General features: G+C 40.3%; 15 protein-coding genes. 8 read left to right on the top strand and 7 right to left on the bottom strand.

The window, feature by feature from the left end; genetic code table 11:
* The first annotated feature begins 48 nt into the window (after positions 1 to 48).
* The 5 genes from dapF to KIH23_RS09330 all read left to right on the top strand — a co-directional run bounded on the left by dapF (position 49) and on the right by KIH23_RS09330 (position 4,065).
* Positions 49 to 831, top strand: coding sequence for a diaminopimelate epimerase (gene dapF / locus KIH23_RS09350; RefSeq protein WP_213213215.1), 783 nt, complete (start codon positions 49 to 51; stop codon positions 829 to 831).
* The gene (locus tag KIH23_RS09345; RefSeq protein ID WP_213213214.1) at positions 825 to 1,355 is read left to right on the top strand and encodes a GNAT family N-acetyltransferase; all 531 of its coding nucleotides are present in this window, start codon (positions 825 to 827) and stop codon (positions 1,353 to 1,355) included. Before dapF ends, KIH23_RS09345 begins: the two co-directional genes overlap by 7 nt.
* Before the next feature lie 21 nt (positions 1,356 to 1,376).
* Positions 1,377 to 2,420 carry an endolytic transglycosylase MltG gene (mltG, locus tag KIH23_RS09340; protein WP_213213213.1) on the top strand — a complete coding sequence of 348 codons (1,044 nt, stop codon included), beginning with the start codon at positions 1,377 to 1,379 and terminating at the stop codon, positions 2,418 to 2,420.
* Between the two features lie 2 nt (positions 2,421 to 2,422).
* Positions 2,423 to 3,334, top strand: a complete 912-nt coding sequence (locus KIH23_RS09335; RefSeq protein WP_213213212.1) for a DUF2279 domain-containing protein — start codon at positions 2,423 to 2,425, stop codon at positions 3,332 to 3,334.
* 98 nt (positions 3,335 to 3,432) lie between these two features.
* Positions 3,433 to 4,065, top strand: coding sequence for a peptidoglycan-binding protein LysM (locus tag KIH23_RS09330; RefSeq protein ID WP_213213211.1), 633 nt, complete (start codon positions 3,433 to 3,435; stop codon positions 4,063 to 4,065).
* A gap of 142 nt (positions 4,066 to 4,207) precedes the next feature.
* Here the strand turns inward: KIH23_RS09330 and KIH23_RS09325 are convergent, their stop codons facing one another.
* The 3 genes from KIH23_RS09325 to dnaA are packed head-to-tail and all read right to left on the bottom strand — an operon-like array spanning position 4,208 to position 6,828.
* Positions 4,208 to 4,927 carry an SAM-dependent methyltransferase gene (locus tag KIH23_RS09325; RefSeq protein WP_213213210.1) on the bottom strand — a complete coding sequence of 240 codons (720 nt, stop codon included), beginning with the start codon at positions 4,925 to 4,927 and terminating at the stop codon, positions 4,208 to 4,210.
* Positions 4,928 to 4,931: 4 nt separating this feature from the next.
* Positions 4,932 to 5,399, bottom strand: coding sequence for a low molecular weight protein-tyrosine-phosphatase (locus KIH23_RS09320; RefSeq protein ID WP_213213209.1), 468 nt, complete (start codon positions 5,397 to 5,399; stop codon positions 4,932 to 4,934).
* Position 5,400: 1 nt separating this feature from the next.
* Positions 5,401 to 6,828: a chromosomal replication initiator protein DnaA gene (dnaA, locus tag KIH23_RS09315; RefSeq protein WP_213213208.1), complete on the bottom strand. Its 1,428-nt coding sequence runs from the start codon at positions 6,826 to 6,828 to the stop codon at positions 5,401 to 5,403.
* Between the two features lie 203 nt (positions 6,829 to 7,031).
* On the opposite strand from dnaA, the gene KIH23_RS09310 reads away from it, so the two are divergent.
* Complete coding sequence (locus KIH23_RS09310; RefSeq protein ID WP_213213207.1) at positions 7,032 to 7,427, top strand: acyl-CoA thioesterase; 396 nt, start codon at positions 7,032 to 7,034, stop codon at positions 7,425 to 7,427.
* A 2-nt stretch (positions 7,428 to 7,429) separates the two neighbouring features.
* Here KIH23_RS09310 and KIH23_RS09305 read toward each other — a convergent pair whose 3' ends face one another.
* From KIH23_RS09305 to ribD, 3 genes are read right to left on the bottom strand one after another with little or no spacing between them, the layout of a single operon-like run.
* Positions 7,430 to 8,041, bottom strand: coding sequence for an IMPACT family protein (locus KIH23_RS09305; protein ID WP_213213206.1), 612 nt, complete (start codon positions 8,039 to 8,041; stop codon positions 7,430 to 7,432).
* A gap of 3 nt (positions 8,042 to 8,044) precedes the next feature.
* The gene (locus tag KIH23_RS09300; protein ID WP_213213205.1) at positions 8,045 to 8,650 is read right to left on the bottom strand and encodes an HAD family hydrolase; all 606 of its coding nucleotides are present in this window, start codon (positions 8,648 to 8,650) and stop codon (positions 8,045 to 8,047) included.
* Positions 8,628 to 9,659, bottom strand: coding sequence for a bifunctional diaminohydroxyphosphoribosylaminopyrimidine deaminase/5-amino-6-(5-phosphoribosylamino)uracil reductase RibD (ribD, locus tag KIH23_RS09295; protein WP_213213204.1), 1,032 nt, complete (start codon positions 9,657 to 9,659; stop codon positions 8,628 to 8,630). The genes KIH23_RS09300 and ribD overlap by 23 nt, the downstream gene beginning before the upstream one ends.
* Before the next feature lie 55 nt (positions 9,660 to 9,714).
* Here ribD and prmC point away from each other — a divergent pair, with 55 nt between their 5' ends.
* Positions 9,715 to 10,563: a peptide chain release factor N(5)-glutamine methyltransferase gene (gene prmC, locus KIH23_RS09290; RefSeq protein WP_213213203.1), complete on the top strand. Its 849-nt coding sequence runs from the start codon at positions 9,715 to 9,717 to the stop codon at positions 10,561 to 10,563.
* On the opposite strand, the gene KIH23_RS09285 is transcribed toward prmC, so the two are convergent.
* A complete protein-coding gene (locus KIH23_RS09285) occupies positions 10,564 to 11,805 on the bottom strand; it encodes an ABC transporter permease (protein ID WP_213213202.1) in 1,242 nt (413 codons plus the stop codon).
* Positions 11,806 to 11,926: 121 nt separating this feature from the next.
* Between KIH23_RS09285 and hisS the strand changes: the two genes are divergently transcribed.
* Positions 11,927 to 13,348 carry a histidine--tRNA ligase gene (gene hisS, locus KIH23_RS09280; RefSeq protein WP_213213234.1) on the top strand — a complete coding sequence of 474 codons (1,422 nt, stop codon included), beginning with the start codon at positions 11,927 to 11,929 and terminating at the stop codon, positions 13,346 to 13,348.
* Positions 13,349 to 13,399: the final 51 nt, after the last annotated feature.

The following is a 13,399-nucleotide window of genomic DNA, read 5'->3' as shown; positions in this document are numbered from 1 at the left end:
CTTGGGTCTGATGCTTTTATTTGTAACTTTGGGCTTCATTTTTACCTTATGAAAATACCGTTTAACAAGTATGAAGGCACCGGTAACGATTTTGTGATGATTGACAATCGTTCGCTTTTTTTTCCGAAAGACAACCATGAACTAGTCAAGCATTTGTGTGATCGTCGCTTTGGAATTGGCGCTGACGGACTCATTTTACTTGAGCCGCATGCAGCAGCGAATTTTAAAATGGTCTATTACAATTCAGACGGAAATTTAAGCTCGATGTGCGGTAATGGAGGTCGCTGTCTGACTGCTTTTGCGCGTCAATTGGGCGTTATTGATCATGAAGCTGCTTTTGAAGCCGTTGATGGAATGCACCACGCCACATTAAATTCTGACGGTTTGGTTTCGCTTGAAATGACCGATATTGCTGAGTTAAAAATAGAGTCTGATTACACTTTTCTCAACACCGGCTCGCCGCATCATGTGTTGATGGTTGATGATTTAGCATCGCTCGATGTCAAAACCCAAGGGAGTGCTATTCGCTACAGTGATTTATACGGTCAAGCCGGAAGCAATGTCAATTTTGTGTCGCAAATCAACGACAACACTTTTCGCATCCGTACTTACGAACGCGGTGTTGAAGACGAAACACTTTCATGCGGAACCGGAGCGACTGCTGTAGCTATAGCTATGCACGCCAACGGCAAAACTAATTCTGAGCAAGTTCATATTTGGGTCGAAGGCGGAAAACTTGAAGTTTCATTCAAAAAAACTTCGCAGGGCTATCAAAATGTAAAGCTCATCGGTCCGGCCACTTTTGTTTTTAGCGGAGCAATCACATGGTAACTTTGCAGGGAACATCCGTTTATTTGCGTGCGCTTGAGCCCGAAGATTTAGATTTTGTTTATCAGATTGAAAACGATGAATCCATTTGGGAAATAAGCAGTACACAAACACCGTACAGCCGATTTTTGATTCGTCAATATTTAGAACAAGCCCAACAAGATATTTATCAGGCCAAGCAATTGCGTTTGGCTATATGTAAAACGGCAACCGAAGATGCCATCGGGCTCATTGATTTATTTGATTTTGATCCGTTGCACAAAAGAGCAGGCGTGGGGATTCTCATACAAAAAGAAGAACATCACGAGCAAGGTTTTGGTTCAGAAGCGCTCGGATTATTAATTAATTATGCCTTTACTCATTTGCATTTACATCAGCTTTATGCAAATATCAGCACCGACAACCAACCGAGTTTGGCTCTTTTTGCTAAATTTGGATTTGAAAAAGTCGGCGTTAAAAAACAATGGATTTTTGCCCGAGGAACCTATCACGACGAGGCTTTGTTTCAGCTCATTCAAACTACTTAATTACTTTAAAAAAAGACTATTTTGAACTTAAAAAAAATTATTTCGATTGTATCGGTGGTCGTGATCACCGGATTGATGATTTACGGGTATATGTTGTACCGCGACATTTTTTCTGACAATACTCAGTTTTCAGAGGAACAAGTTTATGTGTGCATTCCGAGTAATTCTGATTATGAAGATGTCAAAAAAATCATCACACCTTATGTAAAAGACATCAATCGCTTTGACAAAGTAGCCCAAAAGAAATCATATCCGAATCGCGAAGATAAAGCCGGCCGCTTTTTGTTGACCAAAGGCATGAACAGCAATGAGATGGTCAATTCACTCCGACAAAATGTTCCGGTTCAATTGTCGTTCAACAACCAAGAGCGTTTAGAAAATTTTGCCGGACGCATTGCATCGCAAATCGAACCCGATAGTTTGGCTTTGCTCCATGCTTTTACCGATGAAAAATTCCTCAAAGAAAACGGATTCACCCGTGAGAATGTGCTAAGCATTTTTGTTCCGAATTCCTATGAATTTTTCTGGAATACAACCGCCGATAAGTTCCGCAATAAAATGCTCAAAGAATATCATAAATTTTGGAACGAAGAACGACTAGCCAAAGCCAAAGCGCTCAACTTAACGCCTGTGCAAGTGGCTACCTTAGCTTCGATTGTTCATAAAGAAACGGTAAAAAAAGATGAGCGCCCACGAGTAGCTGGTGTTTACTTAAATCGTTTGGCCAAAGGAATAAAACTCGAGGCCGACCCAACGGTTATCTATTCGGTAAAACTGCAATCGAATGACTTTAACCAAGTCATCAAACGCGTACTCAACAAAGATTTAGCAACGGTTTCTCCGTACAATACGTATATGTATGCAGGTTTGCCTCCGGGACCGATTGCCATGCCCGATATCACTGCGCTTGATGCAGTACTCAATCCTGAAAAACACAATTACATCTATTTTTGTGCTAGTGTTAAGCGTTTTGGGTACCATGAATTTGCAGTTACTCCGGCGCAGCACGAGGCCAATCGTCAGCAATATGTGGCTTGGATTTCAAGTCAAGGCATCAAACGGTAAGTATGAAAAGAGCATTGCTCATAGTTTTGTTTTTGCTCTCTGTTCAAAATCATTGGGCGCAAAGTCGTTTAGATTCTTTTTTAAAACCTGCTGATTCACTTCAAAAATCGCGTCGCAATGCAGTAGTTGTTTCTCAGGCAGCACTTTCTGCAGGCATACTCATAGCGCTCAATCAAACCTGGTATGCTGATTATCCGCGCACTCACTTTCACACCATCAACGACAATGCTGAGTGGTTGCAAATGGATAAGGCCGGTCATGTTTTTTCAGCGTATCATTTAGGAAGCTTCGGAAAAAATGCTTGGCAGTGGAGTGGAGCCAGCCGTAAAAGTCAGCTTTTATACGGTGCATCTACAGGTTTTGCTTTTTTATCTGTGGTTGAATTCATGGATGGATATTCATCCAACTGGGGTGCTTCGTTAGGCGATGTGGCAGCCAATGCCGCCGGAACCGGATTGTTTTTGGTGCAAGAACTCGCTTGGAGTGAGCAGCGTATCATACCCAAATTCTCCTTTCATACCACACCTTATGCCTCAGCCAGGCCTTCTGTTTTAGGAAGTAATTATCCCGAACAGTTACTCAAAGATTATAACGGACAAACGTATTGGTTATCGGTCAACTTGCATTCGTTTGCCAAAAACAGCAAAATTCCCACTTGGCTCAATGTGGCTTTGGGTTATGGCGCTGAAGGTATGATCACCGGAAATGATGATTTAGTCAACACCGTTTTTCTTCCCGAGTCTGAGAGATTCCGACAATTTTATCTGAGTTTTGATGTCGATTTGACCAAAATCAAAACCAAATCCCACGTACTTAAAACCGTTTTTGAGGTTTTTAATACCCTCAAAATTCCGGCGCCAACCCTTGAACTCACTGAGCGCGGCGACTTTAAATTTAGAGGAATTTATTTTTAGAAAAAAATTAACTTATTGATATTCAATATTCTATTTTATATCGTACATTTGCAGCGCAGAAATTTTTCGGGGTGACAGACTGAAAAGAAAACCACCATATGATTAAAAAATGGATTTTTTGCGGCAGTGTAGCTTTGACTATTACTGTTTTAAGCTCGAGCTTTAAGCCTTCAGATTCAGTATATCTTTATGCCAACAGCGCTGACGTATCCCATGAAATGTCTTATGTTTTTCCTTCGTTAAATCCGCAGGATTACAACCATTTAAAAGTTCCTTTTACCGGTAAATTTTTCATCGGTTTCAAAGAAGCACTCGCCTTTAAAGAATCTCAAGGCAAATACCACAAAATCAATTCACTCGGCTATATGGGCAAATACCAATTCGGACGCGATGCCTTAGCATCCATTGGTATTCATGACAGCGCGGCTTTTCTCAGAAATCCAAAGCTTCAAGAAAAAGCCTTTATTACTTTATTGTCTAAAAACAAAGCCGATTTGCAAGATGAAATCAATGAGTTTGAAGGGCAAACCATCGCCGGAGTCAAAATCACTGAATCCGGAATTCTAGCGGCGGCTCATTTGGGCGGAACGCGTTCCGTCAAGCGATTCTTGAATAGTCAAGGTAAAAAGAAGTGCCACGATCAGTATGGCTCGTCGGTCAAAAGTTATATGCGAGACTTTGCCGGATACGAAACTGCCGGAATCGTTGCCAACAGCAATGCCAAAATATAAAAAACAAAGCCTGCTAACCAGCAGGTTTTTTTGTGCGCGTCCCTACGGGTCAGGCTGTTCGCGTCAATATTTTACAAAAATCTCGTAGCCTCAATTTTTGCAAAATGATTTCTGCTGCCATCCTTCGCGCGCGGCCGAATGTTTAGTCTTTATGAATGATAAAAATGGCCGGTCGTTTATCAATATCTATTTTTGATTTCTTCCAATCCAGCACGCGCTGGGTTTTAATCAACTCTGTTTCAAGGGTAATATCGGCGGCAATGCACAACAGCGTGTTGGGCTGTAAAGTCTGTGTTAAATCGTCTATTAATTTGTGGTTGCGATAAGGCGTTTCAATAAAAATCTGTGATTGGTTTTTCTCGGCAGATAATTTTTCGTAAAACTTCAACGCCGATTTTTTTTCAGATTTATCAATCGGCAAATAGCCGTTAAAAGCAAAACTTTGCCCGTTCATGCCCGAGGCCATCAATGCCAATAAAATAGAGGATGGCCCAACCAGCGGTATTACTTGTATACCTTTTTGGTGCGCCAATTTTACAATTACTGCGCCTGGGTCAGCCACGCCCGGGCAACCAGATTCACTCATAATGCCCAAATCATGCCCGTTCAGACAAGGTTCCAGCATTGATAAAAGTTCGTTGGGTTGGGTGTGTTTGTTCAGACTACTCAATCTAAGGCTTGACTGAATTTTTTCAGGATGAATGCGTTTGATAAACTTGCGCGCTGTCTTTTCGTTCTCAACAATAAAATCATCTATCCGCGCAATGGTTGTTTTGATGGTTGGAGCCAGAACTTCTGCCGGGTCATTTTCGCCGAGCGGTACCGGAATTAAATACAGTTTTCCAATTTTTTTCGGCTCCATATATTTATGAATGTTGGGCGATGAGTTTTTGGGCTAAGTTGTCGCAAGCTTCATCGAGCATCTGATAAACACTGTCAAAGCCAAATTGTGAGCCATAATACGGATCTGGAACATCAACATTTTCACCCGGAAAAAGCGCATTCAAGATCAAATCAACTTTGGCTTTTTGTTCTTCGGTTCGCGCCAGGGCAATTACATCTTTGTAATTGTTGTTGTCCATCACAAAAATGTGATCAAATTTGTCAAAATCTGCCGGTCTAAATTGTCGAGCACGTTGGTCTGAAATATCGAGTCCGTTTTTTTGAGCTGTTGCTATCGAACGTTGGTCGGGCTGTTTGCCCACATGCCAACTTCCGGTTCCGGCCGAATCAATTTTGAATTTGTCTTTGGGTAGTTTTGATGCCAAGATGCCTTCTGCCAGAGGAGAACGGCAGATATTTCCCAGGCAAACCATCAGTATTTTTACCGACATGTTAGAGCGATAATTTTTTGTGGATGTCTTCGACGAATTTTTTGAATTGCTTATCAGTAGCTACCAAGTTGTCAACGGTTTTACAAGCGTGTAATACCGTAGCGTGGTCGCGGTCACCAATTTGCGAACCAATATTGGCCAACGATGCTTTGGTAAATTTCTTTGCAAAGAACATCGCCAGCTGACGGGCTTGAACCACGTGACGTTTTCTGGTTTTTGATTGCAAAACTTCGATGTCTAATTGGAAATAATCTGAAACAATTTTCTGAATGTATTCAATAGAAATTTCGCGTTTGACATTTTTAACGAATTTCTCAACCACTTGTTTGGCCAACTCTAAAGTCACTTCTTTTTTGTTGAATGACGATTGCGCAATCAATGATATAATAGCGCCTTCAAGTTCGCGCACATTGCTTTTGATGTTGCGCGCCACATACTCGATGATTTCATCAGGCATGTCAACACCATCGCGGTAAAGAATGTTTTTGAGAATCGAAATTCTAGTTTCGTAATCAGGTTGGTGTAATTCAGCTGACAAGCCCCATTTAAAACGGGAGAGCAAACGTTGCTCAATGTCTTGCATATCCACCGGCGCTTTGTCAGAAGTTAAAATAACTTGCTTGCCGTTTTGGTGCAAATAGTTGAAAATGTGGAAAAATACATCTTGCGTTCCTGATTTTCCAGATAAAAATTGAACATCATCAATAATCAACACATCAATAAGTTGATAAAAATGGATGAAGTCGTTGCGGTTGTTTTTCTTAACCGAATCAATATACTGTTGTGTAAATACCTCGGCTGAGATATACAAAACCGTTTTTTCTGGATATTTATCTTTGATTTCAACACCAATAGCGTGTGCCAAGTGGGTTTTTCCGAGTCCGACACCACCAAAAATCAACAGTGGGTTAAACGAAGTTCCACCCGGTTTGTTCGCTACAGCCATACCGGCAGAGCGAGCTAAACGGTTAGAATCACCTTCTAAGAAATTGTCAAAGTTGTAACTCGCATTGAGCTGCGATTCAATTTTTAGATTTCTGATGCCCGGAATTACAAAAGGATTTTTGAGCTCAGGGCTTAAGTTTTTATACGGAGCGTCCACTTCTTGCGGTTTCATTGCTGTTCTGTGGGCACTTGGAATTTGTTCTGTAAAAGGTTGTTTGTTGCCATAAGTATTCTCCATTTTAATTTTGTAGAGTAACTTGGCATTTTTTCCGAGTTCTTTGGTAAGAGCAACCTTGAGCAATTTTACATAGTGTTCTTCAAGCCATTCATAAAAGAATTTGCTCGGAACTTGAATGTACAACGCATTGTCAGTAAGTTCAACAGACTTGATTGGTTCGAACCAAGTTTTGTAAGCCTGTTCCTGGATATTATCCTTGATAAAAGCAAGGCAATTTTCCCATACTGATTGCGCAGTTTTGCTCATATTATTTGTTAGATTTGTGTTTTTATTTAAAGGTTATTCTAATAAGGTGAATCGGTCGATTCTTACTCAGATTTTGGGGTAACAAATATGTGAACAAAAATCGTTAAAAAAAAATAAAATCGAGGTTGATTTATTAAAAATATTGTTGTAAAGACTCGATGATTAATTTTTAAATCTCTTTCTTTAATCTCTTTTAAAGCTTCATGGAACATCAAATTCAAGTGCGCGTCCGTTATTCTGAAACTGATCAAATGGGTGTGGTTTATCACGGTAGTTATATTCCTTATTTTGAAATTGGTCGTGTGGAATGGCTTAGAAATAAAGGGGTTTCGTATAAAAGTCTCGAAGAAAGTGGCATCGCGTTGCCAATAGTTTCTATGACGTTAAACTACAAAAAACCTGCGCGTTATGATGATTTGCTCACGGTGACAACTCGCTTTAAAAGCTACAGTTCTGTTAAGATTGAATTTGATTGTGAGATTCATAGTGAGCAAAATGAGTTATTAACAACTGCTCAATTTATTTTAGTATTTGTTGATACCCAAACCGGACGTCCAATAGTGCCGCCTGATTACATCAAAAAAGTAATGGGAATGTGATTTTAATCTAACTTTTTGATAGTTATTCCAAAAGTTTGTTCAAAAACTTCTAAAGCTATCGCCGCATTTTTCTTGCGCACTGAAATTTCAATCAAACATTTTTCATCCATTTGTTGTGATACAATGTTGAAGTTTTTCTCTTTTATAATGCGCATCACTTTGTTCATGTCTTTGTATTCAAAGCCAATTTGGTAATGAATATCAATGGTTCTTTCAACAATTTCTGCTGCTTCCAAAGCCATTTGTGCTGCGGTTCGGTAGGCCGAAATCAATCCGCCAACGCCCAGTTTGGTTCCGCCAAAAAAGCGAACAATTACAATCAGAGTATTGGTCAATCCGTGTGACTGGATTTGCCCGTAAATCGGTGCCCCGGCAGAGTTGGCAGGCTCACCGTCGTCATTAGCTCTGAAGCTCGTTTTTTCAGTGCCTATCTGAAATGCATAACAAAAATGAACTGCGTTGAAGTGTTTTTTTCTGAGCGGATCAATAAATTGCTTGACTTCAGATTCAGCCTCAATCGGAAAAGCATAGCCAAAAAATTTACTGTTTTTTTCCTTGTAGAGAATTTCATCTGAAGGCGCGGCTATGGTTTTGTAGGTGTCGCGAGTTTCCAAATGCTAGTCCAGAATTTTTTTCTCGAACAAATCAACAACGTCTTCTTCTCCTACTTGCAGATTCCAAACCTGAATGCCTAACGAAGCTGCGGCATCTGTGTTTTCTTTTTTATCATCAACAAACAAAGTGCGTTTGGGCGAAAGATCATGTTTGTTTAATATATAGCTAAAAATGGCAGGATCAGGTTTACGCATGCCCATTTCATAGGAATAGTAGACTTTTTCAAAACATTGATAAAAGTCACTAAAAAAAGACATGCCTACCATGTGCTCAAAACGGTTGATATGAATAGAATCAGTATTGGTTAGTAAAAACAAACGGTATTTTCTTGAGAGCATTTGCAAAAACTCAAGTCTGTACAACGGAAAATCGCCAATGACCGCATTCCAAGCTTTTCTGATTTCAAGTAAATCAGCCTCGGGAATATACTTTTGAAAACCCTGAATAAAATCAACTTCAGTTATTTTTCCTTTTTCAAACTGATCGTTCATCAACAGCAGCTCATCGTTTGGGCCTTCGAGCCCTAGTTTTTTAAATTCTTCGACTGCTTTTTCTTTTTCAAGATTGATGAAAATATCACCGAAATCAAAAATAATTGTGTTGATCATGGTTCTTAAATATTAAAAGTTCGTCCTGAAGCACCGATTGTTTTATGGGTTGAGAACCTGAAAATTCAGGAGCCTTCATGCCTTCGCCGAATAAAACCTCGCCTGTAAAAACGCGAGCTTCATCCCAAATTCCAGCGTCAATAAAAGTCTGTAAAGTTTGACGTCCGCCTTCAATAATCACCGATTGTAAACCTACATTATATAGGTATTGCGCTATTTGTTGTGCAGGGTTTTTACCAAAGTCAATCTCGGTGGACGTGAGCACTTTGACCTTTGACTTATCTTCAAATATATAATTTTCTTTTGGAATTCGATTTTTTTGGTCTAAAACTATTTTCACCGGATTTGCTCCAATCCAATCCCGTACATCTAGTTTAGGATTATCATCAATAGCGGTTTGTGTTCCGATGAGAATCGCAGCTTCTTCACTGCGCCATTTGTGCACCAATTGTCGAGAGTAAGTATTGGTAATCCAAAATGGTTCAGGGTTTTGATTTCTTTTTTCAGACGTTGGCGCTATAAATCCATCTTTGCTTTGCGCCCATTTCAAGATGATATACGGTCGTTTTTTTTGGTGAAAAGTAAAAAACCGAATATTTGATTCAATACATTCTTTTTCGAGAATTCCACTGATGACTTGTGCGCCAGAATCTGCAATTTTTCTCAGACCATTACCTGCTACCAAAGGGTTTGGGTCACTAGCGCCCACCACCACCATCGGAATTTTGTGCTTGAGAATCAAATCGGCACAAGGCGGTGTTTTGCCAAAATGGCTACACGGTTCCAAACTCACATATATGGTTGCATGAGCCAACAATTCAGGATTTTTGACTGATGCTATAGCATTGACCTCGGCATGCGCTCTGCCATAACTTGAAGTATAGCCTTCACCGATGATATTCCCGTTGTACACAATCACGGCGCCCACCGACGGATTCGGCATGGCGTGCACTCGACCGTTTTTGGCCAATTGCAGACAGCGTTGCATGTATTTTTCGTGTATCTTCACAGCGCAAAAATAAGGTTTTAGCTCGAATTGCTCGGGCGTGTTATCTGCTAAATTTATGTTCGCAAAAGTATATCAAAAGCATTTTGTTGCTGTTTTGACTCCTATATATGACCGGGTCGAAGCGGAGCAATTCTTTTTTTTAATTCTTGAAAACGATTATCAAATGCGCAGAATTGATTGGGCATTAATGACTGATTTTGCATTGGATGAAGCGCAACTTACGCGATGGAATTTTTTGTTGCAATCATTGTCTGCTCAGGTTCCGATACAATATTTATTAGGAAAAACTGAGTTCTTCGGATTGACTTTTGAAGTTTCATCTTCGGTGCTTATTCCGCGGCCTGAAACCGAAGAATTGGTTCAGTGGATTTTATCTGAAGCCGAACATCTTGAAAATCCAACAATCCTTGACATTGGCACTGGTAGCGGATGTATTCCGATTACCTTAGCCAAAAATTTGCCAAAGGCTCAAGTTTCTGCTATTGATATTTCAGAAGATGCCCTGCAAATGGCCCGAAAAAATGCTCGGATCAATCAAGTTTCGGTGGCATTTATCCAACAAGATATTTTGCAAACTGAAAAATTAAACAATACCTATAATATAATAGTGTCGAATCCGCCGTATGTGCGCGAACTTGAAAAAGCTGAGATTCGGCCGAATGTTTTAGAACACGAACCGCATTTGGCTTTGTTTGTGCCTGATGATGACCCGCTCAAGTTCTACCGAAAAATAGCTGAATTAGCTTTGGTTCATTTGCAACCAAAAGGCCTGCTCTTTTTTGAAATCAATCAATATTTAGGCATGCAAACCATACAATTGTTGCTCGAAATAGGTTTCGAGTCTATTGAACTCCGAAAAGATTTATACGGAAATGATCGAATGATTCGCTCGGTAAAACCTTAATCATTCATAGCGTAGAGCCTCAATGGGGTCAAGTCGTGAAGCTTTAAGCGCCGGATAAGAACCTGAAACAATGGCCACAACAAAAGTAGTGATGAAAGCGGCCAAAATAGCGGCCCAAGGCGTTACAAAATCAAAACTGAGCAAAGAGGCGATTCCGGCACCGGCTGAGATTCCGAGAATAATTCCGAAGATTCCGCCCATTTGACCAATCACCAAAGTTTCAATAAAAAACTGAGTGGCAATGGTGCTGCGTTTAGCTCCGAGTGCTTTGCGAACACCAATTTCGCGTGTGCGTTCGGTAACCGATACCAGCATAATGTTCATGAGTGCAATTGAAGATCCGAAAATAGTGATGATGCCAATTACCCAAGCCGATACACCTAAATAATCAGTGATGCTCAAAATGCGGTTAATTAGGTCATCACTGCGCGAAATACCAAAATTGTTTTCTTCAACCGGACTTAGTTTTCTTACGTTTCGCATTACAGCATTGGCATGGTCTACCGCTTGATCGAGCATTTCTTTTTTTTCAACCATAGTACTGAGCGTATAGTTGATGTTGGGTTGTGTGAATATTGAACGCGCAATCTGAATCGGAATCAACACGCGCAAATCTTCGTTGTTGCCAAAAGTTGACCCTTTTTCTTTGAGCACGCCGATTACTTTGAATTTGGCTCCGCGTATAGAAATCACTTTGTCAATCGGGTTGACATCTTTGAGTAAATCTTTTTCAAAATCAGATCCGACTACACAACAATAGGTATTGTTAGCAATGTCAAACCCGGAAAAGTTTCGACCTCTGGCGATTTCTAATCCAGAGTTGGTGGCAAAATATTCATCAACGCCTTTGACGGTAATTTTTGGGTCGGTTTTTTTGCTTTCAAATTTTGCTTCAGCGGTGCTGGTTGCAGTAAACGAAAGCGAAGTTTGTGTGAGCGGAAAACGATATTGGTTTTTAAAAGCTACAGCTTCAGGATATGATATAATCGGATTGACAACTTCGCGTTCACCACCGCCCTGTCGGCGAGCCTCAAATGCATATTGGTTGATGTTGAATGTATTGGCTCCCATTGAAGCAAAATCAGTTGAAATGGTATTTTCAAGCGCAGCCACAACCGTCAGAATGCAGACCAATGCCGTGATGCCAATAGCAATAATCAATACCGTTAAAATGGTTCGCAACAATTGAGTTCTGATGGAGCCCAGCGCAATTCGAATGTTTTCTTTGAAAAGTTTTAGCATGATGCGATTTTGTCACGAAGTTAATGGATTTGTTACAAGTTTGCCGAATCGCGAAGGGATTATTCTGTCAAAAAGTAAGATATTTGCAGCCAATTCACTTTCTATTCTTTGCATTAAAACCATGGCAAAACCATCTATTCCCAAAGGAACCCGAGATTTTTCACCCGTTGAGGTATACAAACGCAATTATATTTTTTCGGTAATTAAAACGCATTTTGAAAAGTTCGGCTATCAGCCTATTGAAACTCCGTCGTTTGAAAACGCTGAAACGCTCATGGGCAAATACGGAGAAGAAGGCGACCGGTTGATTTTTAAAATTTTGAATTCAGGAAATTTTTTCTTTGATAAAAATAAAATTCAGTTGCCGCAATCTTTAGACGCTTTGCTTGAAAATTCAGCCGAAACCATCAGCAAAGAGCAACTTGTAGAACTCAATAAATTTACTGCGCGTATTTCAGAAAAAGCCTTGCGCTATGATTTGACCGTTCCGTTTGCGCGTTATGTGGTGCAACACCAAAACGAGATTGAGTTTCCGTTTAAACGCTACCAAATTCAACCGGTTTGGCGTGCTGATCGTCCGCAAAAAGGGCGCTTCAGAGAGTTTTATCAGTGTGATGCCGATGTGGTGGGTTCAACCTCGCTTTGGCAAGAAGTGGAGCTCGTTCAGTTGTATGATTCGGTTTTTTCAGCGCTTGGATTGAAAGGTGTGACGATTAAAATCAACAATAGAAAAATACTTTCTGGGATTGCTGAAGTGATTGGTGCGCAAGATCAACTCATTGATTTTACCGTAGCTTTAGACAAACTCGACAAAATAGGAGCCGAGGGTGTTCGTCAGGAAATGCTCCAAAAAGGCATTTCCGAATCGGCCATCGATCAAATGTCACCGTTGTTTTCGTTAAACGGAACCATTATTGAAAAACTCAATCAATTGTCGGTGTTGCTTTCATCATCTGAAGAAGGTCAAAAAGGCATTGAAGAGCTCCGTTTTATTTGTACTCAAATTGAAACTTTAGGTTTGGGGCTTTCTAAATTTGATTTAGATGTAACCTTGGCACGCGGACTGAATTATTACACCGGCGCTATTTTTGAAGTTTCAGCTCCTGAAGGTGTAGCAATGGGCTCTATTGGCGGTGGCGGTCGTTATGATGATTTGACCGGAATTTTTGGCCTCAAAAACATGAGTGGAGTAGGGATTTCATTTGGGCTTGACCGCATTTATTTGGTTTTGGAAGAACTCAATTTGTTTCCTGAAACGGTGAGCGTTGGCACTAAAGCTTTATTTGTTAATTACGGACAAATCGAAGCTCAATATGCTATGAAAGCGATTACTCAATTGCGCAAAGCCGGAGTTTGTGTTGAGCTTTATCCTGAAGTCATCAAAGTAGGGAAGCAGTTTGCTTATGCCGATAAACGCGGGATTCCATTTGCCGTTGTGGTGGGTACACAAGAAATCGAAAACCAAACTTTTGCCCTGAAAAATCTTACTACTGGCGAACAACAAACGCTCTCTTTTGACGATTTACTATCTCAGCTTAAATAATAAAAAAAATAAGCTTCCTTTGGGGGAGGAAGCTTATTTTAAGTAGGTTTG

This window comes from Flavobacterium sp. CYK-55 (genome assembly GCF_018413465.1).
Taxonomy (GTDB): domain Bacteria; phylum Bacteroidota; class Bacteroidia; order Flavobacteriales; family Flavobacteriaceae; genus Flavobacterium.
This window is presented reverse-complemented; position numbering and strand designations above follow the sequence as displayed.

Coding starts and splice junctions, on each gene's coding strand:
- KIH23_RS09335 (WP_213213212.1), top strand. CDS start 2,423: ATGAAAAGAGCATTGCTCATAGTTTTGTTTTTGCTCTCTGTTCAAAAT.
- prmC (WP_213213203.1), top strand. CDS start 9,715: ATGTTCGCAAAAGTATATCAAAAGCATTTTGTTGCTGTTTTGACTCCT.
- KIH23_RS09285 (WP_213213202.1), bottom strand. CDS start 11,805: ATGCTAAAACTTTTCAAAGAAAACATTCGAATTGCGCTGGGCTCCATC.
- KIH23_RS09345 (WP_213213214.1), top strand. CDS start 825: ATGGTAACTTTGCAGGGAACATCCGTTTATTTGCGTGCGCTTGAGCCC.
- dapF (WP_213213215.1), top strand. CDS start 49: ATGAAAATACCGTTTAACAAGTATGAAGGCACCGGTAACGATTTTGTG.
- dnaA (WP_213213208.1), bottom strand. CDS start 6,828: ATGAGCAAAACTGCGCAATCAGTATGGGAAAATTGCCTTGCTTTTATC.
- KIH23_RS09310 (WP_213213207.1), top strand. CDS start 7,032: ATGGAACATCAAATTCAAGTGCGCGTCCGTTATTCTGAAACTGATCAA.
- hisS (WP_213213234.1), top strand. CDS start 11,927: ATGGCAAAACCATCTATTCCCAAAGGAACCCGAGATTTTTCACCCGTT.
- KIH23_RS09320 (WP_213213209.1), bottom strand. CDS start 5,399: ATGTCGGTAAAAATACTGATGGTTTGCCTGGGAAATATCTGCCGTTCT.
- KIH23_RS09325 (WP_213213210.1), bottom strand. CDS start 4,927: ATGGAGCCGAAAAAAATTGGAAAACTGTATTTAATTCCGGTACCGCTC.
- KIH23_RS09300 (WP_213213205.1), bottom strand. CDS start 8,650: ATGATCAACACAATTATTTTTGATTTCGGTGATATTTTCATCAATCTT.
- KIH23_RS09330 (WP_213213211.1), top strand. CDS start 3,433: ATGATTAAAAAATGGATTTTTTGCGGCAGTGTAGCTTTGACTATTACT.